This window comes from Streptomyces sp. NPDC051567 (assembly GCF_044454165.1).
In the GTDB taxonomy this organism is placed as follows: Bacteria; Actinomycetota; Actinomycetes; order Streptomycetales; family Streptomycetaceae; genus Streptomyces.
In genome coordinates this window covers 22,016-43,418 of sequence record NZ_JBITDK010000032.1, presented here as the reverse complement: position 1 = coordinate 43,418, position 21,403 = coordinate 22,016, and the positions used below count along the sequence as shown (strand labels likewise).

Here is a 21,403-nt window from a genome sequence, read left to right as displayed (position 1 = left end):
CGGCCCGCAGGGCCTAGCATGGCGACGTATCGTCCGGTACCCCCCGCGGACTGGAACGGAAGGCCCTCCCCGCGTGAACTCATCACCGCAGCCGCGCCCTGCCCGGCTCGACGTCGGCGTCGTCGGAGCAGGGCGGGTCGGACCCGCCCTGGCCCGGGCGCTCCAGCAGGCCGGGCACCGGCCCGTCGCCGTGTCCGGCGTCTCCGACGCCTCCGTGCGGCGGGCCGCGCGGATGCTGCCCGACGTGCCGCTCGTGCCGCCCGCGCAGGTGCTGGCCCGGGCCGACCTGGTCCTGCTCACCGTGCCCGACGACGCGTTGCCGTCCCTGGTCGAGGGGCTCGCCGAGACCGGCGCGGTCCGCCCGGGGCAGCTCCTCGTCCACACCTCCGGGCGGTACGGGACGGCCGTGCTGGACCCGGCCCGCCGGGCGGGCGCGCTGCCGCTGGCCCTGCACCCGGCGATGACCTTCACCGGCACCGAGGTGGATGTCCAGCGGCTGGCCGGCTGCTCCTTCGGCATCACCGCACCCGACCAGCTGCGGCTCGCCGCCGAGGCCCTGGTCATCGAGATGGGCGGGGAGCCCGAGTGGATCGCGGAGGAGGCCCGTCCGCTCTATCACGCGGCCCTGGCCCTGGGTGCGAACCACCTGGTCACGCTGGTCGCCCAGTCGATGGAGCTGCTGCGCAAGGCCGGGGTCGAGCACCCCGACCGGATGCTCGGCCCGCTGCTCGGCGCCGCCCTGGACAACGCCCTGCGCTCCGGTGACGCGGCCCTGACCGGGCCGGTGGCCCGGGGGGACGCCGGGACCGTCGCCGCGCACGTCGCCGAGTTGCGCAAGCACGCGCCCGGCACGGTCGCCGGGTACCTGGCGATGGCCCGTACCACCGCCGACCGGGCGCTGGCGCACGGTCTGCTCAAGCCCGAGCTCGCCGAGGACCTGCTGGGTGTGCTCGCCGACGGCGCGCACCGCACCGGCGGGCCCGGCGGAACCGGACGCTCCGGGGAAGAGGAAGAAGAGGAGGGCGGCCGGTGACCGGGCTGCTGCACACCGCCGGGGAGCTCCACGCGCTCCCCCGCACCGGCCGCCGGGCCGTGGTGATGACCATGGGCGCCCTCCACGAGGGCCACGCCACCTTGATCCGCACCGCCCGCGAGCTGGCCGGGCCCGGGGGCCAGGTCGTCGTCACCGTCTTCGTCAACCCGCTCCAGTTCGGGGCGGGCGAGGACCTCGACCGCTACCCCCGGACCCTCGACGCCGATCTGGGGATCGCCGCGGCGGCGGGCGCGGACGCGGTCTTCGCCCCGGCCGTCGACGAGGTGTACCCGGGTGGGGACCCGCAGGTGCGGATCAGCGCCGGGCCGATGGGCGAGCGGCTGGAAGGCGCGACCCGGCCCGGACACTTCGACGGCATGCTGACCGTCGTCGCCAAGCTGCTCCACCTGACCCGCCCCGACCTGGCCCTCTTCGGGCAGAAGGACGCGCAGCAGCTCGCCCTGATCCGGCGGATGGCGACCGATCTGAACTTCCCCGTCGAGATCGTCGGCGTACCGACCGTGCGGGAGGAGGACGGGCTCGCGCTGTCCTCCCGCAACCGCTACCTGTCCGCCGCCGAGCGCGGGACCGCGCTGGCCCTGTCCCGCGCCCTGTTCGCCGGGCGCGACCGGCTCGCCGCGCAGGCGGCGCTGCGGGCCCGCGCCGAGGCGGCCCCGGCCGGCGAGGGGCGGGCGAGCGCCCTGGCCCGGCTCGGCGAGATCCGCGCCTCCGCCGACGCGCACGCCGTCTCGGCGGCGGGGGGCGGGCTGCCGGAGGCGGTACGGGCCGCCGCGCGCCACGTCCTCCAGGAGGCGGGCCGTCACGAGCCGCCGCTGGTCCTGGACTACCTGGCGCTGGTGGACCCGCGCGACTTCACCGAGGCCGGTCCCGGTTTCACCGGGCGGGCGGTGCTGGCCGTCGCGGCGAAGGTGGGCGCGACCCGGCTGATCGACAACATCCCCCTGGAGTTCGGAGCGCAGGCGTGAGCACCACCGGCAGAGGTCCCGGGACGGGCGTCCCCGGCACCGGCATACGGCTGCGCGCGCCCGCCCCGGGCTGGGCCGTCGAGGCCGATGTGGTGGTCGTCGGTTCCGGTGTCGCGGGGCTGACCGCCGCGCTGCGCTGCGCCGCCGCGGGCCGCCGTACGGTCGTGGTGACCAAGGCGCGGCTCGACGACGGCTCCACCCGCTGGGCGCAGGGCGGTATCGCCGCGGCGCTGGGCGAGGGGGACACGCCGGGGCAGCACCTGGACGACACCCTGGTCGCGGGTGCCGGGCTGTGCGACGAGGAGGCCGTACGGCTGCTCGTCACCGAGGGCCCGGACGCGGTGCGGCGGCTGATGGCCACCGGCGCCGTCTTCGACACCTCGCCGGAGACCGGTGAGATAGAGCTGACCCGGGAGGGCGGCCACCACCGGCGCCGGATCGCGCACGCGGGCGGCGACGCCACCGGGGCGGAGATCTCCCGGGCGCTGGTCGGGGCGGTCCACGCGGCCGGGATCGAGACGGTGGAGAACGCGCTGGTCCTGGACCTGCTCCAGGACGCGCGGGGCCGCACGGCCGGGGTCACCCTGCACGTGATGGGCGAGGGCCAGCACGACGGCGTCGGCGCCGTCCACGCGCCCGCCGTGATCCTGGCGACGGGCGGCATGGGCCAGGTGTTCTCGGCGACCACCAATCCGTCCGTCTCCACGGGCGACGGGGTGGCGCTCGCCCTGCGGGCCGGGGCGGAGGTCTCGGACCTGGAGTTCGTCCAGTTCCATCCGACGGTGCTCTTCCTCGGCGCGGACGCCGAGGGGCAGCAGCCGCTGGTGTCGGAGGCGGTCCGGGGCGAGGGCGCGCACCTGGTCGACGCGGACGGGGTCCGCTTCATGACCGGCCAGCACGAGCTGGCCGAGCTGGCGCCGCGCGACATCGTCGCCAAGGGCATCATGCGCCGGATGCGGGAGCAGGGCGCGCAGCACATGTACCTCGACGCCCGGCACTTCGGGGCGCGGATGTGGGAGCGGCGCTTCCCGACCATCCTGGCCGCCTGCCGCGCCCACGGCATCGACCCGGTGACGGAGCCGATCCCGGTCGCGCCCGCCGCGCACTACGCCTCCGGCGGTGTCCGCACCGACCTGGACGGGCGGACCACCGTCCCCGGCCTGTACGCGTGCGGCGAGGTCGCCTGTACCGGGGTGCACGGCGCGAACCGGCTGGCCTCCAACTCCCTGCTGGAGGGGCTGGTCTTCGCGGAGCGCATCGCCGAGGACATCGTCCGCCGGCCGCCGGGCGACGCCCCGGGCGTTCCCGTACCCGTGCCCCTCCCCGTCCCCGCGACCGGCCCGCTCCAGCCCGCCGGGGCGCGGTACGAGGTCCAGCGCGTCATGACGGACGGCGCGGGCGTGCTCCGCTCCGCCGCTTCGCTGCGCCGGGCCGCCACGGCCCTCGAAGAGCTGTACGCGACGGCCCTGAGCGGCCTCGACGCGGACGGCAAGACGGCCGAGCCGGGGGTGGACACCTGGGAGGCCACCAACCTGCTGTGCGTGGCCCGGGTCCTGGTCGCCGCCGCGCTGCGGCGCGAGGAGACCCGGGGCTGCCACTGGCGCGAGGACCGTCCCGACCGGGACGACGCGGCCTGGCGCCGGCACCTCGTCGTCCGGCTGTCGGCGACCGAGCGGCGGGCCCTGGTCGTCACCTCCACCGACTCCGCGGACTTCCCGTCCGTCCGTCTCCCCCTCCCCTTGAACACCCCGATGAACACCCAGAGCCTGGAGCAGTCACCGTGAGCACCCCCGAACTCCCCGAGCTTCCCCTGATCGAGCAGAACGAAGGCGGCTGCGGCGACGGCTGCGGCTGCGGCGACAGCGAGGAGACCGGGCTGGACCCGGCCCTGGCCCAGTTGCTGGCGGACGCCGGGCTGGACCCGGTCGAGGTCGAGGACATCGCCCACATGGCGCTGTCGGAGGACCTGGACGGCGGGGTGGACGTCACCACCGTGGCGACCGTGCCCGAGGAGGCCGAGGCGACGGCCGACTTCACGGCCCGTGAGGACGGCGTCGTGGCCGGTCTGCGGATCGCGGAGGCCGTGCTCTCGGTGGTGTGCACGGACGCGTTCGAGGTCGAGCGGCACGCGGAGGACGGCGACGCCGTCACGGCCGGGCAGGTGCTGCTCTCCGTGCGCGCCCGGACCCGTGACCTGCTGACGGCGGAGCGCAGCGCGCTGAACATCGTCTGCCGCCTGTCGGGCATCGCGACCGCCACCCGCCGCTGGGCCGACGCCCTGGACGGCACCGGGGCGAAGGTCCGCGACACCCGCAAGACCACGCCGGGGCTGCGCGCGCTGGAGAAGTACGCGGTGCGCTGCGGCGGCGGCGTCAACCACCGGATGTCGCTGGCGGACGCGGCCCTGGTCAAGGACAACCACGTGGTCGCGGCGGGCGGGGTCGCGCAGGCCTTCAAGGCCGTGCGGGAGGCGTTCCCGGAGCTGGCGGTCGAGGTGGAGGTGGACACGCTGGAGCAGGTCGGCGAGGTCCTGGAGGCGGGCGCGGACCTGATCCTGCTGGACAACTTCACGGTCGGGGAGACGGAGCGGGCGGTGGCGCTGGTGGCGGGCCGCGCGACGCTGGAGTCCTCGGGCCGGCTCACGCTGGAGAACGCGCGGGCGTACGCGGCGACCGGGGTGGACTTCCTGGCCGTGGGCGCGCTGACGCACTCCTCGCCGGTCCTGGACATCGGTCTCGACCTGCGCGAGGCGGTGTAAGCGGTGCTCCTCACCATCGACGTGGGCAACACCCACACGGTCCTGGGCCTGTTCGACGGTGACGAGATCGTGGAGCACTGGCGGGTCTCCACCGACCCGCGCCGGACCGCCGACGAACTGGCGGTCCTGATGCAGGGCCTGATGGGCATGCACCCGATGCTCGGCAACGAGCTGGGCGACGGCATCCACGGGATCGCGATCTGCGCCACCGTGCCGTCGGTCCTGCACGAGCTGCGCGAGGTGACCCGGCGCTACTACGGGGACATCCCGGCGGTGCTGGTGGAGCCCGGGGTCAAGACGGGGGTGCCGATCCTGACGGACAACCCGAAGGAGGTCGGCGCGGACCGCATCATCAACGCGGTGGCGGCGGTCGAGCTGTACGGCGGGCCCGCGATCGTGGTCGACTTCGGCACGGCGACCACCTTCGACGCGGTCTCGGCGAAGGGCGAGTACGTGGGCGGGGTGATCGCGCCGGGCATCGAGATCTCGATGGAGGCGCTCGGTGTCCGGGGGGCCCAGCTCCGCAAGATCGAGCTGGCCCGGCCGCGCAATGTGATCGGCAAGTCCACGGTCGAGGCGATGCAGTCGGGCGTGGTCTACGGTTTCGCGGGCCAGGTAGACGGGGTCGTGACCCGGATGGCCAAGGAGCTGGCGGGCCCGGCGGGCGACCCGGACGACGTCCGGGTCATCGCGACGGGCGGCCTGGCCCCGATGGTGCTCGGCGAGTCCTCGGAGATCGACGACCACGAGCCGTGGCTGACCCTGATCGGCCTGCGCCTGGTCTACGAACGCAACGCGCCGAACTTCGCGTAGCGGGCGGCGGCGCCGAGCCGTACGGGGCTCCTGCGGGAGCCCCGTACGGCTGGCTCGGCCCCGGGGTCACACGGGCGGCCGTCCCGGGGTGGGCGCCGGGGGCGGACCGGGCAGGGGCGGGCCCGGGTCCGGCGGGGTCTGCGGGGGGCCCGGGGCCCGGTGCTTGGCCAGGGTGACCTTCTCCCAGGTCAGCCGGTAGACGCCCAGCGGCGGGAAGAGCTCCACCCGGACCGGGTGTTCCTGTTCGGCGCACGAGCCGCACAGCAGGTCCCGGTGCGGGGACCTCGCGACCCGGCGGACGAGCTGGACGGGATCGCGCCAGCACGCCTCGCAGGTGACGACGTCGGTCACCGTGGTCTCGAACTCGGCTGTGATCACTCACTCCTCCTGGTCGGTCTCGTCGTGGTGCGCGTCGCCGGTTCCGGTTCCTTCACCGGTTCCGGTTCCGTCGCCGGTCACGGTCACGGGCTCGGGCTCGGTCACGGGCTCGTCGTCGAACTCGTCGTCGATCTCGACCCAGACGGTGTCCCCGACGTCGGTCCGCTGGTGGCCGTACCGGGCTCCGGCCGAGAGCGCGTCGAGGATCGCCGCGAAGGTGACCGGGGGCAGTTCGGTGGGAAGGTCGGCCTCGACGCGGATGCCCGCGCCCGTCGCGGCGAGCCGGGACGGAACGCCGGTCGCGGCGGTGAGCAGGGCGGCGAGCGCGGCGGCTCGGGTCTCGGCTGGTGTCTCGGCGGAACACACGGGTCCCCCTCAGGGCCGCTATGTATCACTCCTCGTAATTCTGAGGAGTCAGCTTCGACCTGATGCGTTAGGTTTGTCAATCCCGACGATGCGCACAGGACGGCTCAAATGGCCCGTGATACGGCGTACTTGCAGGTGGCGGATGCACTCCGGGCCAGGATTCTGGCCGGTGAATGGCCGGTCGGCACGAGACTGCCGTCGAGAGCCCGGTTCTCCGAGGAGTACGCGGTCGGCCAGAGCGTCTCGCAGCGCGCGATGGAGCTGCTGATCATCGAGGGCTTCCTCGAAGGCCGCGCCGGTTCCGGCACCTATGTCCGCACACCCCGCAAGCGGATGCGCGTCATGCGCTCGCGGCTGCGGCGGCTGAGCGGCGCCGGCGGCCGGGACGGCAAGGGCGAGAGCTGGGAGTCGCACTCCAAGGCCCGTACGCCCGCGCCCGAGCGGATCGCCGCCCGGCTGGCCATCGCGCCGGACGACCCGTGCGTGGTCACCACGTACGAGTTCCTGGCCGAGGGCCGCCCCATCGAGATCTGCGAGTCCTGGGAGCCGATGGCGATCACCGACCGGACCCCCGTGGTCCTGCCGGAGATGGGCCCGCTCAAGGGCGCCGGAGTGATCGAACGGATGCGCGAGATCGGCGTCGAGGTCACCTCGGCCGTCGAGATCCCCCGCCCGGCCCGCGCGACCCAGCAGCAGGCCAACCTGCTCGGACTCAGCGTCGGCGACCTCATCACCCAGATCGAGCGGACGCACTACGCCCGGGACGGCCGCCCCGTGGAGACCGCCGACATCATGGTCGCCGACCGGCGCGCCGAGAGCGCGTACGAGATCACCTTCGGGACGTGACGAAGCCCCCGTCCCCGCTCGGCGGGGACGGGGACCGGGACGGGTGACGGCAGCCGCTCTGCCGCGCCCGGACCCGGACACGTACCCGGCGGGACCGGGGCGGCTCAGCAGCGGCCGGGGCGGCCCGGGGAGCGGTGCAGCAGCCGGCGCAGGGCCGCCCGCCAGGGGTGCCGGGCCGGGCGGCCCTCCAGCACGGCCCGGAACCGCGCGTACGAGCGGACCGCGCGCAGCACGGCCAGGTCGTCACGGCCCGGCGGCGGGGGCATCGGCGCGCCCTGCCCCGAGGCCCGGTAGGTGTCGATCAGGTACTGCTCGATGGCGGTCATGCCTCCACCCTCACCCCGTCGGCCCCACCCCGCGCGCCGGTCGGCGTTCCCCGCCGGTCCTGCCGCCGGTCCGCCCGGCGGCGTCGGCCCCGGGTACCCCGTCCGGCCCCGGCGCGGCACCCCCGCACAGCCGCTCACCAGCGCGTACCCCGCCTGCCGGAACGGGGGCTCCCCGGCAGAATGGGGCGATGAGCGTCACCATAGACATCGCCGGGCTCCCCGTCGAGCAGATCTCCTTCACGCCCTCCCCCCTCGCCGAACTCTGCATGGCCCTGCACGCGCTCTCCCAGCCCTCCCACCACCCCGGACTCGGTTCCTGGACCACCGCCACCACCGCCGCGCTCGACCCCTGCCTCGCCGACCGGCTGCTGGAGGCCGACTTCATGTGGCGCAGCTCCTTCGCGGACATCTTCATGCCCTTCGCCGGAACCCCCGGCGGGACGGGACGCCCCGCCGCGACCCTGGCCGAGGAGCTCGACGTCCTCGACCGGATGGACGACGAACGGTTCGTGGCGGCCGCCCTGGAGCACTGCTGGCTGGCCCTGCACCACGAGGGCGGCGCTCCCTCGCCGCTCAGGAACCCGGCGGCGCGGGCCAGGGCGCTGGAGATCGCCGCCGCCCGCGGTCCCCGGCCGCTGGACTTCTCCCTGCGGCTGCTGGACGACACCGCCTCGGTCCGCGTCTGGCTGCGGCGGCTCCTGGAGGACTGCGAGGAGGCGTTCTTCGGTGAGACCTGGAAGCGGATCGAGCCCCAGCAGAGCGCCGACGCCCGGCACAAGACCCAGGTGCTGCGCCACAAGGGCCTCCCGGCGGCGCTGGCGCAGGTGTCGGCGGCGCTGAGCGTGGACGAGGAACGCACGACCATCACCGCCGACAAGATGGTCAACGGCTCGACCAGCGCGAACGACCCCCGCACCGGCACCGGGCTGGTCTTCATCCCGACCAACTTCGGCTGGCCGCACCTGCTCGTCCTGCACGCGCCGGGCTGGCGGCCGGTGGTCCACTACCCGCTGGGCTCCCCCGCGCCGGCCTCCGTGCCCGGCTCGGTGGAGATGCTCACCCGGCGGATGGAGGCGCTGGCGCACCCGATGCGGATGCGGCTGTGCCGCAGCCTGGCGCGGGCCCCGTACACGACGAGCGAGCTGGCGACCGTCTGCGGGATCACCGCGCCCGAGGTGTCACGGCACCTGTCGGTGCTGAAGAAGGCCGGTCTGCTGCACACGCGGCGTCAGGGGCGGTACGCCCAGCACCAGCTGGACCTGACGGTGGTCGCGCGCATCGGATCGGACTTCATCGAAGGCATCCTGCGGTAGGGCAAATGGCCGGATCTCGCCTCAACGGGCTCGCCGATATATGGAATTCACAAACCAGAATCAGTGAAACCTCTGGCCAGAAGGGCGTGTTGATGCCTACCGTGCGTCCACCGCTCCCCGCGTCACGCACTCCGGTGGCGGCTCTCTGTCCTGATCCGCACGGCCCTGCCCGCGGTTCTGCCCGCTGTGCCCGCTCCGCCCGTTCGACTGCTCGGCCCGCTCAGCCCGCTCCGCTCACACCTTGTCGTGGAAGGACCTTCATGCCCTCACGCCGTATAGCCGCAGCGACCGCCGCCCTGGCGGTCGCGGCCCTCGTCTCCCCCTTGCTGCTCGCCGGTCCGGCCGGTGCCTCCGGGTCCACCCAGAGTGACGCCGCCAAGGGCGACGCGCTGGCGAAGAAGCTGGTCAAGGATGCGACCGGCAAGGGTGCCAACAGCCACCTGAAGGTCTTCCAGTCGATAGCCGACTACAACAACGGCCACCGCGCGGCCGGTTCCAAGGGCCACCTCCAGTCCGCCCAGTACGTCGAGAACGTGCTCCGCGGGGCCGGTTACCAGGTCACGAGGAACGAGTTCGACTTCGTGTACGTCGAGACGGTCGCCGAGAAGCTCAGCGTGAACGGCGGGGACGGGCGCGACGTCCCGATCCGCCTGATGACCTACACCGCGAGCGGCCCGGAGGAGGGCGTGACGGCCGGTCTCGCCGTCGCCCCGGCCGACGCGGACAACACCAGCGGCTGCGAGCCCGGCGACTTCGCCTCCGGGACCTTCACGGGCAAGATCGCCCTGATCAAGCGCGGCGGCTGCGCCTTCTCGGTGAAGCAGCTGAACGCGGCGGCGGCCGGCGCGGTCGGCGCGATCATCTACAACAACACCGACGGCGTCCTGACCGGCACCATCGGCGACCCCGACTCCGGCAAGATCCCGACCGGCGGCATCACGCAGGCCGAGGGCGTCCGCCTGGCCGCCGAGGCAGCGGCCGGACCGGTCGAGCTGACCCTCGACATCCGCCAGCTCCGCGAGACCCGCAAGACGTACAACGTGATCGCGGAGACCCGCGGCGGCGACGAGAACAACACCGTCTTCCTCGGCGCGCACCTCGACTCGGTCCTGGCGGGTCCGGGCATCAACGACAACGGCTCCGGCTCGGCCGGCATCCTCCAGGTCGCGCAGCGCCTGGCGAGCCAGCAGACGAAGATCAAGAACAAGGTCAAGTTCGGCTGGTGGTCGGCGGAGGAGAACGGCCTGCTCGGCTCGGAAGCGTACGTCGCCTCGCTCACGGACGCGCAGAAGCAGCAGATCAAGCTCTACCTGAACTTCGACATGATCGCCTCGCCGAACGCCGCGTACTTCGTCTACGACGGCGACGACTCGGACGCGACCGGCGCGGGCCCCGGCCCGGCGGGCTCCGCCCAGATCGAGCGGGGCATCACCGACTTCCTCGACTCGAAGAAGATCCCGCACGAGGGCACGGACTTCTCCGGCCGCTCGGACTACGGCCCGTTCATCGCGGTGGGCATCCCGTCCGGCGGCACCTTCACGGGCGCCGAGGGCATCAAGACGCCGGAGCAGGCCGCGAAGTTCGGCGGTCAGGCGGGTGTCGCCTACGACCCGAACTACCACGCCAAGGGCGATGACATCAACAACATCGACCAGAAGGCGCTCGACATCAACGTCGACATCATCGCGGACGCGGTCGGCCACTACGCCTACGACCTGGCCCCGCTCTCGCGTCCGGTCACCTCGCAGCCGAGCACCGGCTCGGGCAGCGGCGGCGGCCTGCACACCGGCCACGACGACGTCCGGGAGTAGGACCTACGAGGTCCCGCGCGGCCCGCGCGGGACCTCGGTGGGACCACCCGGCCGGACGGGCCCGGCCGCGGCGGCCCTGCCGTAGCGGCAACCCGGGCGCCGAGGTGAGGAGGGGCCGGAACCCGTGGGGGGATTCCGGCCCCTCCCGCATGTCCGGGACGGGCCGGACCGGACCGGACCGTGCGGTGGCGGGGCCGTGCGGTGGTGGGGCCGGGGCGCCCGGACCCGGGCGGGTGTTTCACGTGAAACACGGGCAGCCCAGCCGTCCCGTTTCACGTGAAACCAGGCCGGTCCGGGCGTGTTTCACGTGAAACACCCGCCCGGGGCGGCGGCGGCCGGGCACCCCCGGCCCGTCACTCGCCCGGGGTCGGGGCCCGGTACCCGCCCGGGGTCGGCCAGGCGGGGATGCCGACCGGCTGGACCAGCCAGCCGAAGTCGCCGAGGCCGCCGCGGGCCGTGAGCTCCGCCGCCTCGCCCGCCGCCGCCAGGGCCCGGACGTACGCCACCGGGTCCGTCGAGGCCAGGGCCAGCGGGGGCCGGGCACCCGAGACCCCGAGGGCGGTCAGGGCCGCGCGCTGGGTGAGCAGGACCGCCCCCGGCCCCGCGCAGGCGTCCAGCGCCACATGGGCGGTGACATCGCAGCTCCCGTCCGGGACCGGCGCGACCTCCCGGCCCGCGCGGAACCCCGTCAGCGTGCCGTACGGGGGCCGCGCCTCCCGGGTGTGGGCGTAGTCCACCGCCACCGCCAGACCCCGGTCCAGGGTGGCGACGGCCGCCGCCCACGCCTCGTCGCGCGGCCGGCCGATCTCTGCGCGGCCCGCGCCGGGCCACCACCGCTCCAGCCAAGCCCGGTCCGCCGCGTCCACGGGGCCACCCGTGCTCTCCGTACCGTCCCGCGCGACCAGTACGTACCGCCCGTCCCGCGCGATCTCCAGCGGGACGTTGTCCAGCCACTCGTTGGCGAAGAGGAGACCCGTGGTCCGCTCGGGCACCTCGGCGGTCCAGCAGATCCGCGGGTCGAGGCCGTCCGGCCGCGCCGCCCGCTCCACCGCGTACGGCCGCACCCGCGCGGCCACCTCCGGCTCCAGCGCGGCCAGCACTCCGGCCAGCAGCTCGCCGCGCCCGGCCCCGACATCGACCAGGTCCAGCCGCGCCGGGTGCCCCAGCTCGCCGTCCACCCGGCGCAGCAGCCGGGCCACGGCCCCCGCGTAGAGCCCCGAGGCGTGGACGGAGGTGCGGAAGTGCCCGGCGGGCCCGGGGCCGCCGGGGCGTACGTAGAAACCGCCGGGCCCGTACAGCGCGGCCTCCGTCGCCGCCCGCCACCGGACCGGACCGGCGTCCCCGCCCCGTGCGCCCCGCGCCCCTTGCGTTCCCTGAGTGCTCACCGGTCCCAGGCTAATGCGGTGGCTTCCGGATCTCGGCGTCCACCTTGGGGAGTACGCCCCCACCCCGCGGATCGCACCTGTGGTTGACTCCAGCACCTATCTCCTTTGCCTACCCTGGGTTACGTGCAGCGCTTCTACGAGTTCCTCCGCAGACACCCGACGGGCGTCGACGCCTTCTGGGCTGTCCTCGTCTTCGGGATCTCGATGACCGAGGTGGCGGCGGGCGCCGACTCCATGGGCCGGCGGCTCGTCACCGTCCCCGTCGTGCTCGCGCTGAGCACCGCCGTGGCGCTGCGCCGCAGGTGGACCCGGCCGATGTTCTGGGTGGCCGTGGGCGCGGGCCTCTACCAGCTGGCCCTCGGTGTCACCGCGCAGTTCGCCGACTTCGCGCTGCTGGTCGTCCTCTTCACCGTCGCCGCGGGCGACGTCCCCCGCTGGTTCTCGCGCCTCGCCCTCGGCACCGGGCTGCTGGCCTCCCCCCTGTACTTCCTGCGGTTCGGCGCGGACAAAAGCACGAACACCACGGAGAACCTCTTCTTCGTCTTCTTCGTCATGGTCCCCTTCGCCTTGGCCTGGGTGATGGGCGACTCCCTGCGCACCCGCCGGGCCTACTACGCCCAGCTCGTCGAGCGCAACCAGCGGCTGGAGAACCAGCGCGAGGCCCAGGCCAAGGTGGCGGTCGCCGCCGAGCGCGCCCGGATCGCCCGCGAGCTGCACGACGTCGTCGCGCACAACGTCTCGGTGATGGTGGTCCAGGCGGACGGGGCGGCGTACGTCATGGACGCGGCGCCCGAGCAGGCCAAGGAGGCGCTCCGGACCATCTCGGGGACCGGCCGCCAGGCGCTGGCGGAGATGCGGCGCCTGCTGGGCGTGCTGCGCACGGGCGAGCCGCAGGAGTCCGAGGACTACGTGCCGCAGCCGGACGTCGAACAGATCGAGTTCCTGGTCGAGCAGGTACGGGCGGCCGGGCTCGCGGTGGACTTCGAGGTCGAGGGGGCCCCGCGACGGCTGCCGAGCGGCGTCGAGCTGACCGCGTACCGGATCGTGCAGGAGGCGCTGACCAACACGCGCAAGCACGGCGGCCCGGAGGCGAGGGCCAGCGTCCGGCTGGTCTACTTCGACGACGGCCTCGGCCTGCTGATCGAGGACGACGGCCGGGGCGCGGCCCACGAGCTGTACGAGGACGGCGGCGCGGACGGCGCCGGGCACGGCCTGATCGGCATGCGCGAACGCATCGGCATGGTCGGCGGCACCCTGGACACGGGCCCCCGGCCGGGCGGCGGCTTCCGGATCAGCGCCCTCCTCCCGCTCAAGCCGGGCTGACACCGTCCGTCGGGTCCGGCCCGCTCCGGCGGCCCCGGCCTCCCGGGCCCGCCTGCGGCCCTGCCCGACTGCGTACTCTGACCGTATGACTGCCTTTGATGCGCCTTCGCCGGAACGGTCCGTAAGAGTCATGCTCGTCGACGACCAGGTGCTGCTGCGCACCGGCTTCCGGATGGTGCTCGCCGCCCAGCCCGACATGGAGGTCGTCGCCGAGGCGGGCGACGGCGGCGAGGCGCTGGAGGTGCTCGCCGCGACCAAGGTGGACGTGGTGCTGATGGACGTCCGCATGCCCCGGATGGACGGGGTCGAGGCCACCCGCCGGATCTGCGCGCAGGAGGGCCACCCCAAGGTCATCATCCTGACCACCTTCGACCTGGACGAGTACGCCTTCTCGGGGCTGAAGGCGGGCGCGAGCGGCTTCATGCTGAAGGACGTCCCGCCGGCCGAGCTGCTGGCGGCCATCCGCTCGGTGCACAGCGGCGACGCGGTGGTGGCCCCGTCCACGACCCGGCGCCTGCTGGACCGGTTCGCCCCGATGCTGCCGAGCAGCTCGCAGGAGCCGCAGAACAAGGAGGTCGAGCGGCTGACCGAGCGCGAGCGCGAGGTGATGCTGCTGGTGGCCCAGGGGCTGTCGAACGGCGAGATCGCGGCCCGGCTGGTCCTCTCGGAGGCGACGGTCAAGACCCACGTGGGCCGCATCCTGACCAAGCTGGGCCTGCGCGACCGGGTCCAGGTGGTGGTCCTGGCGTACGAGACGGGCCTGGTCCGCGCGGGCGGCAACGCCGGAGCCGCGTAGCCCCCACGGCCCCGCCGCGCGCACGGCCCCGCCGGCCGGGGCCCCGCCCCGCCCCGCCCGGCGGCCCAGGTCGTCCGGCGGTCAGGTCATCCAGCGGTCCGGGCGGGCGGTGGCGCGGGAGGTGCGGGAGCGGGCCGCCTGGGCCTGGAGCAGGGCCGCCGCTTCGGCCGAGGCCCGCAGCCGGGCGGTGACCGTGGCATTGGCCCCGGTGTCCACGTGCAGGTCGGCCACTCCCCGGGCCCGCTGCCACGGCCCCTGCGTCAGCCGGACGCTCTGCACCTTGGCGTGCGGGACGATCTCCGTCCGGCGGCACAGACGGCCGTGCCGGGCCGCGAACACGTCCGGGGAGACGGCCAGCGCGTACCCCTTCCACCACACCGGGACCACCCACCGCGACCCGGTCCCCGGCGAGGGGGTGAAGGCCAGCCCGGCCAGGTCCACCCCCGGCAGGACCCGCGCGATCACCGCGTGGGCGTCGGCCCGTGAGGCCACCGGGACCAGGACGTCGTTCTTCGAACCCGCCACCGACAGCTCCACCCGGACCCAGTCGCGCCGCCGCCACAGCAGCGGCTCCACGATCCGTACGGTCTGCACGCGCCCCGGCGGCACCGTCTCGTGGGCCCGGTCCAGCAGCCCGTGGTCGAGCCGCAGCCCGTCCGGGGACTCGGCGACCGTCCAGTCGTACTCGGTGAGGAAGCGGCCCCCGCTGACCGCCCAGGCCGCGCCGAGGATCGGCAGCAGGGCCACGACGCCCGCCCAGAGGCTGGAGCTGACCCACCACACGGCCACGGGCGCGGCGAGCCCGCCGGCCAGGGCCGCCCAGACGCCGAGGCTCAGCAGCAGCGAGACGACGAGCTCCCGCGGGCGGACCCGGAGCAGCCCCCGCTGCGGCGCCTCGCCCAGGGCCACCGCCTCCTCGGGGGCGAAGCCCGCCGCGCGGGCGAGGAGTTCGGCGCGGAGCGCGACGGCGTCCTTCTCCCCGAGGAAGGCCAGCTCGTCCTTGTCCTCGGTGCCGATGACGTCGAGCCGCAGCTTCGCGACCCCGGTCAGCCGGGCCAGCAGCGGACGGGTGACGTCCACGGCCTGGAGCCGGTCGAGGCGGATGTGCGCGGTGCGCCGGAAGAAGAGCCCGCTGCGGATGCGCAGCTCGGTGTCGGTGACCGCGAAGTGCGTGAACCACCAGCTCAGGAACCCGTACCCGCCGAAGACCAGGATCAGGGCCACCACCGCCGCGGCCCGCAGCGGGCCGGACAGGTCCGCTATCCACTCCGCCGCCCGGTCGCCCTGCTGGGCGACCAGACCGACCGTCGCCGCGATCGGCACCCAGGCGCGGCGCAGCGGGGTGAAGGGGTGCAGCCGCCGCTCGGCGGAGGCGGCCACGAGCGGGACGGGCACGGGCGGCACGGGCGCGGCGAACGCGGCCAGGGGCTCCGCGGCGGACGCGGGCGACGGGGGATCGGCCGGGGTGCTCACAGGCCCGCCGACCGGGCCTGGCCGAGCGCGGTCAGCCGGTCCCGCAGCCGTTCCGCCTCGGCCGGGACCAGCCCGGGAATCCTGGCGTCCGTCGCGGCGGCGGCCGTGTGCAGCTGTACGGAGGCCAGCCCGAACCGGCGCTCCAGCGGCCCCGAGGTCACCTCGACCAGCTGCATCCGCCCGTACGGGACCACGGTCTGCTCCCGCCAGATCACGCCCCGGCTGATCAGCAGGTCGTCCGCGCGCTCGGCGTAGCGCCAGGACCGCCAGTTGCGGGCCAGCACGACCCAGCCCCAGCCGAGCACGGCGAGCCAGAACGCGCCGGCCGCGGCCCAGACCGGGCCCGCGAGCACGCCCAGCAGCACGCCCGTGGCGGCCCCCAGCGCCACCGTCCAGATCACCAGCAGCAGCCGCCGCAGGGTGAGCAGCCCGCCGGGCAGCCCCACCCACACGGGACCACCCGTCCCCTCTGTCGTCCCGGTCTCCGTCATGCGTCCAGCCTAGGGCTGGGCGAAGCTGAGAGAATGCGCGCATGACGGAGACCACGGTCGGCATCGGCGGCGCGGCGGAGAGCACCGACATGGTGCTCAACATCGGCCCGCAACACCCTTCCACCCACGGTGTGCTGCGCCTGCGCCTCGTCCTGGACGGGGAGCGGATCGTCAGCGCGGACCCGGTGGTCGGTTACATGCACCGCGGCGCCGAGAAGCTCTTCGAGGCCCGCGACTACCGCCAGATCGTGATGCTCGCCAACCGCCACGACTGGCTGTCGGCGTTCTCGAACGAGCTGGGCGTGGTGATGGCGGTCGAGCGGATGCTCGGCATGGAGGTCCCCGAGCGGGCCGTGTGGATGCGGACGCTGCTCGCCGAGCTGAACCGGGTCTTGAACCACCTGATGTTCCTCGGGTCATACCCCCTCGAACTGGGTGGAATCACCCCGATCTTCCACGCGTTCCGTGAGCGCGAGGAGCTCCAGGCGGTCATGGAGGAGATCTCCGGCGGCCGGATGCACTACATGTTCAACCGCGTCGGCGGCCTCAAGGAGGACCTCCCGGCCGGCTGGCTCGGCCGGACCCGCGCCGCCGTCGCCGACGTCCGGACGCGCATGGACGTGTACGACAAGCTGGTGCACGGCAACGAGATCTTCCGCGGCCGGACCCGCGGCGTCGGCGTCCTGTCCGCCGAGGCGGTCCACGCGTACGGGGTCTCCGGGCCGGTCGCCCGCGCCTCCGGAGTCGATTTCGACCTGCGCCGCGACGAGCCGTACCTGGCCTACGGCGAGCTCCAGGACGTCCTGAAGGTCGTCACCCGGACCGAGGGCGACTGCCTGGCCCGCTTCGAATGCCTGCTGGACCAGACCCACAACGCGCTCGACCTGGCCGTGGCCTGCCTGGACCGGATGAACGAGCTGGAGCCGGGACCGATCAACCAGCGCCTGCCCAAGGTGCTGAAAGCGCCCGAGGGACACACGTACGCCTGGACCGAGAACCCGCTCGGGATCAACGGCTACTACCTCGTCTCGAAGGGCGAGAAGACCCCGTACCGGCTGAAACTGCGCAGCGCCTCGTACAACAACATCCAGGCGCTGGCGGTGCTGCTGCCGGGGCAGCTGGTCGCGGACATGGTCTCGATCCTGGGCTCGCTGTTCTTCGTGGTCGGGGACATCGACAAGTAGCCGGGCGACGCGTTTCCCGGCGCGGCGGGGCCTCCGGTCGACGGCCGGTGGAATCCGGTTCGAGACCCGGCCGGGAACGGCCGGAGGCCGACGGGAGGACCGGCCGGCGGCGTGGCTGTCGGCGGCGCAGGGCAGACTGGGGGAATGTCCCACTCTCCCCGCCGGGCCTGCCCCGCCTGCGGCCGTGACTGCGCCGTCACCTCCGGCCGGATCGCCCGCCACGACCCGCCGGGCGGGCGGGTCCGCGCCGACCTGATCTCCTGCCCCGGCTCCCGCGCCCGGGTGGTGCTCGGCGCCTCGGCCCCGACCCTGGACGGCTACGTCCTGTCCACCCTCCCGGGCCAGCTCCCGCTGTTCTAGTGCTGTGACCGGAAAGGTTCACCGGCCCTCGACGCCCGGCACGGCGCCTCGCCGCGTTGTCGGACCACGCAAGTACATCCAGTACAAGCCGTGACCCTCCGCCTTGCGATGCGCTCGGCATCCGAAGGATCAAGGCAAGAGCCGAGACGAAGTGAGCGCAGCGAACGCAGTCGCACCGGACGCCGCGGGCCTACCGGCAAACCTTTCCGGTCACAGCACTAGCGCGCGGCGCTACGAGCCGCCGTGGACGATCTTGACGGCCGTGACGACGAGGCAAGGCGGCCCGCCGATGTAGTAACGGACGATCGCGCCCGCGATGGTCGCGTGTCGTCTGGTCGGCTCCTGTCCGGGTACCGCCGGTTTGGAGCCGTGCCCGTAGGGGTCGTTCGCCGGAGTGGATGCCATCGCGGCATCGAACCGGGCGCGGAACGCCACGGGCATCTCGTTACGCACCTTCTCGGCCACGCCCGCGTACTGGATGCGGTAGCGGCTCATGCGCCCTCCGCCCCGTTGTCGGCCGCACGTTTTTCGGCGGCCTTCAACTCCGCGATCAGGGCGTCCTCCTCGGCCAGATCCTCCGGCGGGTACCCCCAGCGCAAGGCGGCATAGACCAGCTCGTGCCCCGGCGTAGCAGCGATGTCCGCCTCGAACTCCGCCAGCTTCCCGGTGTCCAGGACGGCGCGGACGCCGTCGAGGGTCGCCGGGAACGTCTTCGACCCGATGGAGAAGCCCATGAACCACACCGGGGACGCGACCTCGCCCGCCGCGAGCGGCGGATGCGTCGGGGAGACCGGCTTGCCGTCCTCGTCCAGGACGCCGGTGAAGTCACCGCCGCGCAGCCGGGCGACCGTCACCCCGTCCGCGCTTTCGGCACCGGGCGGCAGAGCCCCGGCAAGGATCACGTACACGAGGAGCTTGGCCGGGGTCCGGGCCAGTTCGGCCTCGAACTCCGCCAGCGCCTCGCCGTCCAGGGTGGCGCGGACCCCTCCCACGCTCGATGGGATCTCCACACGCCCCCCCACGAAGGGGATGCTCCACACCGGCCCCGTCCACCCAGCCATGCCCGGCCCCACTTCCCTCAGGAAGGCACTACAAGTGCCCGGACCGTACAACTCGGTCCGGGCACCGGCACGGGGAACCAGGCCGCCTCACACGATCGGGCGACAGAGCCCGGAAGGGCTGTTCCTAGGAGATCGCGGTGCGCAGGCGGGCCACGTCGATCGGCTCGGTCTCGTCGTGGGCCGTCAGGTCGATGACCTGGCCCACCGCGCGGTGTTCGGGGGTGACCGGCTTGTACTCCGGGCCGGAGACGGTCCGGTCCGACTCCGCCTTGTGCGCGGCGAGGGCCTCCGCGCCGACCACGTCGGCCAGGTCCTCGTTCTGGACCGCCTCGATCACCGAACGGGCCTGCGCGGCCGTCTTGGTGCCGAAGAAGTCGAAGCCGCCCTCGACGCGGGAGGCCGTGCGCCGCGGGGCCGCGTACGGGGCCACCGGCGCCGCCCGGCGCGGAACCACGGCCGCCGGGGCCACTACGGCGGGAACCGCTGCGGCGGGAACCACAGCCGCCGGGGCCGCAGGCGTCCCGGGCTCCGGGGTCACCGTGGCAGGAGCCGCAGGAGCCGCAGGAGCCGCAGGAGCCGCAGGAGCCGCAGGAGCTACGGCCGCCGGAGCCGGAGCCGCCGGAGCCGGGGCCGCGGGCGCCACGGTCACGGCCGCCGGGGCGGTGTGCCGGGGGCCCGCCGGGCCGGGACCGTCACCGGGCGGGGTACCGGGCTCCGCGCGGCGGGTCAGCGCACCCAGGGCCGCGTTGGCACGGGCGTAGCCGACCGGGGTGGCCGCTCCGGCGGCGGTCCGCTCGTCGGAGACCGGCGGGAGTTCCTTCGCGACCGGGGACCCCGCCGGGGACGTGGCCGCGGGCCCGGCCGGAGAGGTGACCTCGGAGCCGGCCGCAGGCTTGGCGGGGGACGCGGCCGGGGACTTGGTCCGGGCTGGTTCCGGGGCCGCGGCGGCCTCCATGGCCAGCAGCCTGCGGCCTTCGAGCGCGCTGGCCCGTTCGGTCTCGGCGGTCGCGTAACGCCGCAGCAGCGCCGCGTGCTCGCCGCGTAGACCGGCGAGCTCGACCCGCTTGGCGCGCAGCTTGGCGTCGAGCCGGGCACGCAGCAGCCGGGCCTCTTCGAGTTCGGATTCGAGCTCGGCTATCCGCTCGTCCGTCTTCCACTCGTCCTTGACCCGGTCGCGGGTGAGTTCCGCCACGCGGCGCCCCGCCGATCGGTCCCAGGCCCGCATGACGACGGCTCCGGCGACACCGGTCGCCGCCGTGAGCGCCACGAGCAGGCGGAGCGTCAGGGGTTCCACGAGCAGCCAGGCCGCTCCGGCGCTGGTGAGGGACACACCGGCCACGGTCGTCGGCGTGAGCAGCCGGTGCAGGGGTTCAGGATTGCGGTGGCGTCCACGGGGCATGGCCTGAAATTTACAGGGCGTCGAGGCCGTATGGGGTACCCACCCGGGAAACTGTTCCCGGGCGGTTACGCGCGCTTTCCCCTACGGCTCTTCTCCGGCCCTCCTCCGACGCCCCCTCACCTTCCTTCCGGGCCCTGCCCGGTTCGCCTTCGCATCCGCCTTCACATCCGCCTTCGCATCCGCCTTCGCATCCGCCTTCGAATCCGCCTTCGAATCCTTTTCGACTATCCGTCAGCTTTTTCGATCAAGCTTCGATCGCGTTGCGATCAGACCTCGCCCGGTTTCGGTCGGGTCATGACTGCTTCGTGAGGAGGCCCTTGGACTCCAGGTACTGCTTCGCCACGTCCGCCGGCTTGGCGCGTTCCGCGTCCACCTTGAGGTTCAGGCCGGCCAGGTCGGCCGTGGTGAGCACCTTGGTCAGCTTGTCGAGCGCCGCCGCGACCTCGGGAGTTCCGGCGTCCTTGGCGTTGACCACGGGCAGGACGTTGTCGGCGTTCTGGAGCTTCTTGTCGTCCTCCAGCAGGACCAGGCCGTAGCTGTCGAGCGTGGCGTCCGTGGTCGTGGTCAGGACCACCTGGTCCGTGCCGTCCTTGACCGCCTGCTTGGCCTGCGGGGTGCCGACGCCCTTCGGGTCGATGCCGGCCACCTGAATTCCGTACGTCTTCGTCAGACCCGGTGCGCAGAAGGGCCGGACGGCGCATTCGTCGCCCGCCGCGATCTTCACCTTCAGTCCGGACCTGCCGAGGTCGGAAAGGGTCTTCAGGTTGTTCTTCTGCGCGAATTCCCGGGTCACCGCGAAGGCGTTCTGATCGACCGCCGAGCCCGCCGGGAGGGCCTTGAGGCCGAGCGGCGCGGCCAGCTTCTCCAGCGCCGCGACCGTCGCCGTGACGTCGCTGGAGGCAACCGGCTCGTCCTCCGGCGCCTTCGGGCCGTTCACCTTGGCGTTGAGGAACTCCGCGAGGGTGGCCGCGTACTCGGGGACGACGTCGATCTCGCCCTTCTCCAGCGACGGCTCGTACAGCTCACGGTTGCTGACCGTGGTGATCGAGGTGGCGTAGCCCGCGTTCTTGAGGAGCTGGGCGTACATCTCGGCGAGGACGTTGGACTCGGTGAAACCGGCCGAGCCGACCACCAGCCGGCCCTTGCCCCCGTCGGCGGAGGGGGAGGACGGGGCCGAGCCGCTGTCCTTGCTCTTCTCCAGGCTCTCGCCGCCGCACGCGGTGAGCGACGCGGTCAGGGCCACCGCGCCCAGGGCCGCGCCGAGGACGCGTGTGGACTTGCTCATGATGTGCTCCTTCAAG

Annotated in this window: 22 protein-coding genes; 12 read left to right on the top strand and 10 right to left on the bottom strand. The window is 73.8% G+C overall.

Going from position 1 to position 21,403, the window contains the following annotated elements; genetic code table 11:
- The first annotated feature begins 73 nt into the window (after positions 1-73).
- From ACIA5F_RS26785 to ACIA5F_RS26765, 5 genes are read left to right on the top strand one after another with little or no spacing between them, the layout of a single operon-like run.
- Positions 74-1,033, top strand: a complete 960-nt coding sequence (locus ACIA5F_RS26785; RefSeq protein ID WP_399357221.1) for a Rossmann-like and DUF2520 domain-containing protein — start codon at positions 74-76, stop codon at positions 1,031-1,033.
- Entirely contained in the window at positions 1,030-2,019 is a 990-nt protein-coding gene (gene panC, locus ACIA5F_RS26780; RefSeq protein ID WP_399357219.1) for a pantoate--beta-alanine ligase, read from the top strand. Before ACIA5F_RS26785 ends, panC begins: the two co-directional genes overlap by 4 nt.
- Entirely contained in the window at positions 2,016-3,803 is a 1,788-nt protein-coding gene (locus tag ACIA5F_RS26775; protein WP_399357217.1) for an L-aspartate oxidase, read from the top strand. The genes panC and ACIA5F_RS26775 overlap by 4 nt, the downstream gene beginning before the upstream one ends.
- Entirely contained in the window at positions 3,800-4,777 is a 978-nt protein-coding gene (nadC, locus tag ACIA5F_RS26770; protein WP_399357215.1) for a carboxylating nicotinate-nucleotide diphosphorylase, read from the top strand. Before ACIA5F_RS26775 ends, nadC begins: the two co-directional genes overlap by 4 nt.
- A 3-nt stretch (positions 4,778-4,780) precedes the next feature.
- On the top strand, positions 4,781-5,590 hold the full coding sequence (locus ACIA5F_RS26765) for a type III pantothenate kinase (RefSeq protein WP_399357213.1): 810 nt from the start codon (positions 4,781-4,783) through the stop codon (positions 5,588-5,590).
- Between the two features lie 66 nt (positions 5,591-5,656).
- Here the strand turns inward: ACIA5F_RS26765 and ACIA5F_RS26760 are convergent, their stop codons facing one another.
- Both ACIA5F_RS26760 and ACIA5F_RS26755 read right to left on the bottom strand, forming a co-directional pair.
- Entirely contained in the window at positions 5,657-5,968 is a 312-nt protein-coding gene (locus ACIA5F_RS26760; RefSeq protein WP_399357211.1) for a hypothetical protein, read from the bottom strand.
- A complete protein-coding gene (locus ACIA5F_RS26755) occupies positions 5,969-6,334 on the bottom strand; it encodes a hypothetical protein (RefSeq protein ID WP_399357209.1) in 366 nt (121 codons plus the stop codon).
- 108 nt (positions 6,335-6,442) lie between these two features.
- On the opposite strand from ACIA5F_RS26755, the gene ACIA5F_RS26750 reads away from it, so the two are divergent.
- On the top strand, positions 6,443-7,180 hold the full coding sequence (locus tag ACIA5F_RS26750; protein WP_399357207.1) for a GntR family transcriptional regulator: 738 nt from the start codon (positions 6,443-6,445) through the stop codon (positions 7,178-7,180).
- 104 nt (positions 7,181-7,284) lie between these two features.
- Here ACIA5F_RS26750 and ACIA5F_RS26745 read toward each other — a convergent pair whose 3' ends face one another.
- Positions 7,285-7,506: a hypothetical protein gene (locus tag ACIA5F_RS26745; protein WP_399357205.1), complete on the bottom strand. Its 222-nt coding sequence runs from the start codon at positions 7,504-7,506 to the stop codon at positions 7,285-7,287.
- A gap of 188 nt (positions 7,507-7,694) precedes the next feature.
- Here ACIA5F_RS26745 and ACIA5F_RS26740 point away from each other — a divergent pair, with 188 nt between their 5' ends.
- Both ACIA5F_RS26740 and ACIA5F_RS26735 read left to right on the top strand, forming a co-directional pair.
- Positions 7,695-8,819 carry a DUF5937 family protein gene (locus tag ACIA5F_RS26740; RefSeq protein ID WP_399357203.1) on the top strand — a complete coding sequence of 375 codons (1,125 nt, stop codon included), beginning with the start codon at positions 7,695-7,697 and terminating at the stop codon, positions 8,817-8,819.
- A 260-nt stretch (positions 8,820-9,079) separates the two neighbouring features.
- Complete coding sequence (locus ACIA5F_RS26735; protein ID WP_399357201.1) at positions 9,080-10,630, top strand: M28 family metallopeptidase; 1,551 nt, start codon at positions 9,080-9,082, stop codon at positions 10,628-10,630.
- 353 nt (positions 10,631-10,983) lie between these two features.
- Here ACIA5F_RS26735 and ACIA5F_RS26730 read toward each other — a convergent pair whose 3' ends face one another.
- Complete coding sequence (locus ACIA5F_RS26730; protein ID WP_399357199.1) at positions 10,984-12,015, bottom strand: SAM-dependent methyltransferase; 1,032 nt, start codon at positions 12,013-12,015, stop codon at positions 10,984-10,986.
- A gap of 123 nt (positions 12,016-12,138) precedes the next feature.
- On the opposite strand from ACIA5F_RS26730, the gene ACIA5F_RS26725 reads away from it, so the two are divergent.
- Together ACIA5F_RS26725 and ACIA5F_RS26720 are read left to right on the top strand one after the other, a co-directional pair.
- Positions 12,139-13,338: a sensor histidine kinase gene (locus ACIA5F_RS26725; protein WP_399357197.1), complete on the top strand. Its 1,200-nt coding sequence runs from the start codon at positions 12,139-12,141 to the stop codon at positions 13,336-13,338.
- Between the two features lie 85 nt (positions 13,339-13,423).
- The gene (locus tag ACIA5F_RS26720; protein WP_399357195.1) at positions 13,424-14,134 is read left to right on the top strand and encodes a response regulator; all 711 of its coding nucleotides are present in this window, start codon (positions 13,424-13,426) and stop codon (positions 14,132-14,134) included.
- 81 nt (positions 14,135-14,215) lie between these two features.
- On the opposite strand, the gene ACIA5F_RS26715 is transcribed toward ACIA5F_RS26720, so the two are convergent.
- Positions 14,216-15,607 (bottom strand): PH domain-containing protein, encoded by a 1,392-nt coding sequence (locus tag ACIA5F_RS26715; protein WP_399357193.1) that lies wholly within the window; start codon positions 15,605-15,607, stop codon positions 14,216-14,218.
- Positions 15,604-16,098: a PH domain-containing protein gene (locus tag ACIA5F_RS26710; protein ID WP_399357191.1), complete on the bottom strand. Its 495-nt coding sequence runs from the start codon at positions 16,096-16,098 to the stop codon at positions 15,604-15,606. Before ACIA5F_RS26710 ends, ACIA5F_RS26715 begins: the two co-directional genes overlap by 4 nt.
- A gap of 41 nt (positions 16,099-16,139) precedes the next feature.
- Between ACIA5F_RS26710 and ACIA5F_RS26705 the strand changes: the two genes are divergently transcribed.
- Both ACIA5F_RS26705 and ACIA5F_RS26700 read left to right on the top strand, forming a co-directional pair.
- Positions 16,140-17,282: an NADH-quinone oxidoreductase subunit D gene (locus ACIA5F_RS26705; RefSeq protein ID WP_399357189.1), complete on the top strand. Its 1,143-nt coding sequence runs from the start codon at positions 16,140-16,142 to the stop codon at positions 17,280-17,282.
- 144 nt (positions 17,283-17,426) lie between these two features.
- A complete protein-coding gene (locus ACIA5F_RS26700) occupies positions 17,427-17,642 on the top strand; it encodes a hypothetical protein (RefSeq protein ID WP_399357187.1) in 216 nt (71 codons plus the stop codon).
- Between the two features lie 231 nt (positions 17,643-17,873).
- Here ACIA5F_RS26700 and ACIA5F_RS26695 read toward each other — a convergent pair whose 3' ends face one another.
- From ACIA5F_RS26695 to ACIA5F_RS26680, 4 genes are all read right to left on the bottom strand, one after another.
- Positions 17,874-18,137: a hypothetical protein gene (locus tag ACIA5F_RS26695; RefSeq protein ID WP_399357185.1), complete on the bottom strand. Its 264-nt coding sequence runs from the start codon at positions 18,135-18,137 to the stop codon at positions 17,874-17,876.
- On the bottom strand, positions 18,134-18,652 hold the full coding sequence (locus ACIA5F_RS26690) for a hypothetical protein (protein WP_399357183.1): 519 nt from the start codon (positions 18,650-18,652) through the stop codon (positions 18,134-18,136). The genes ACIA5F_RS26695 and ACIA5F_RS26690 overlap by 4 nt, the downstream gene beginning before the upstream one ends.
- Positions 18,653-18,827: 175 nt before the next feature.
- Positions 18,828-20,102, bottom strand: coding sequence for a hypothetical protein (locus ACIA5F_RS26685; RefSeq protein WP_399357181.1), 1,275 nt, complete (start codon positions 20,100-20,102; stop codon positions 18,828-18,830).
- Positions 20,103-20,394: 292 nt separating this feature from the next.
- Positions 20,395-21,387 (bottom strand): ABC transporter substrate-binding protein, encoded by a 993-nt coding sequence (locus ACIA5F_RS26680; protein ID WP_399357179.1) that lies wholly within the window; start codon positions 21,385-21,387, stop codon positions 20,395-20,397.
- Positions 21,388-21,403: the final 16 nt, after the last annotated feature.

Coding starts and splice junctions, on each gene's coding strand:
- ACIA5F_RS26750 (WP_399357207.1), top strand. CDS start 6,443: ATGGCCCGTGATACGGCGTACTTGCAGGTGGCGGATGCACTCCGGGCC.
- ACIA5F_RS26745 (WP_399357205.1), bottom strand. CDS start 7,506: ATGACCGCCATCGAGCAGTACCTGATCGACACCTACCGGGCCTCGGGG.
- ACIA5F_RS26740 (WP_399357203.1), top strand. CDS start 7,695: ATGAGCGTCACCATAGACATCGCCGGGCTCCCCGTCGAGCAGATCTCC.
- ACIA5F_RS26735 (WP_399357201.1), top strand. CDS start 9,080: ATGCCCTCACGCCGTATAGCCGCAGCGACCGCCGCCCTGGCGGTCGCG.
- ACIA5F_RS26720 (WP_399357195.1), top strand. CDS start 13,424: ATGACTGCCTTTGATGCGCCTTCGCCGGAACGGTCCGTAAGAGTCATG.
- ACIA5F_RS26710 (WP_399357191.1), bottom strand. CDS start 16,098: ATGACGGAGACCGGGACGACAGAGGGGACGGGTGGTCCCGTGTGGGTG.
- ACIA5F_RS26705 (WP_399357189.1), top strand. CDS start 16,140: ATGACGGAGACCACGGTCGGCATCGGCGGCGCGGCGGAGAGCACCGAC.
- ACIA5F_RS26700 (WP_399357187.1), top strand. CDS start 17,427: ATGTCCCACTCTCCCCGCCGGGCCTGCCCCGCCTGCGGCCGTGACTGC.
- ACIA5F_RS26695 (WP_399357185.1), bottom strand. CDS start 18,137: ATGAGCCGCTACCGCATCCAGTACGCGGGCGTGGCCGAGAAGGTGCGT.
- ACIA5F_RS26685 (WP_399357181.1), bottom strand. CDS start 20,102: ATGCCCCGTGGACGCCACCGCAATCCTGAACCCCTGCACCGGCTGCTC.
- ACIA5F_RS26680 (WP_399357179.1), bottom strand. CDS start 21,387: ATGAGCAAGTCCACACGCGTCCTCGGCGCGGCCCTGGGCGCGGTGGCC.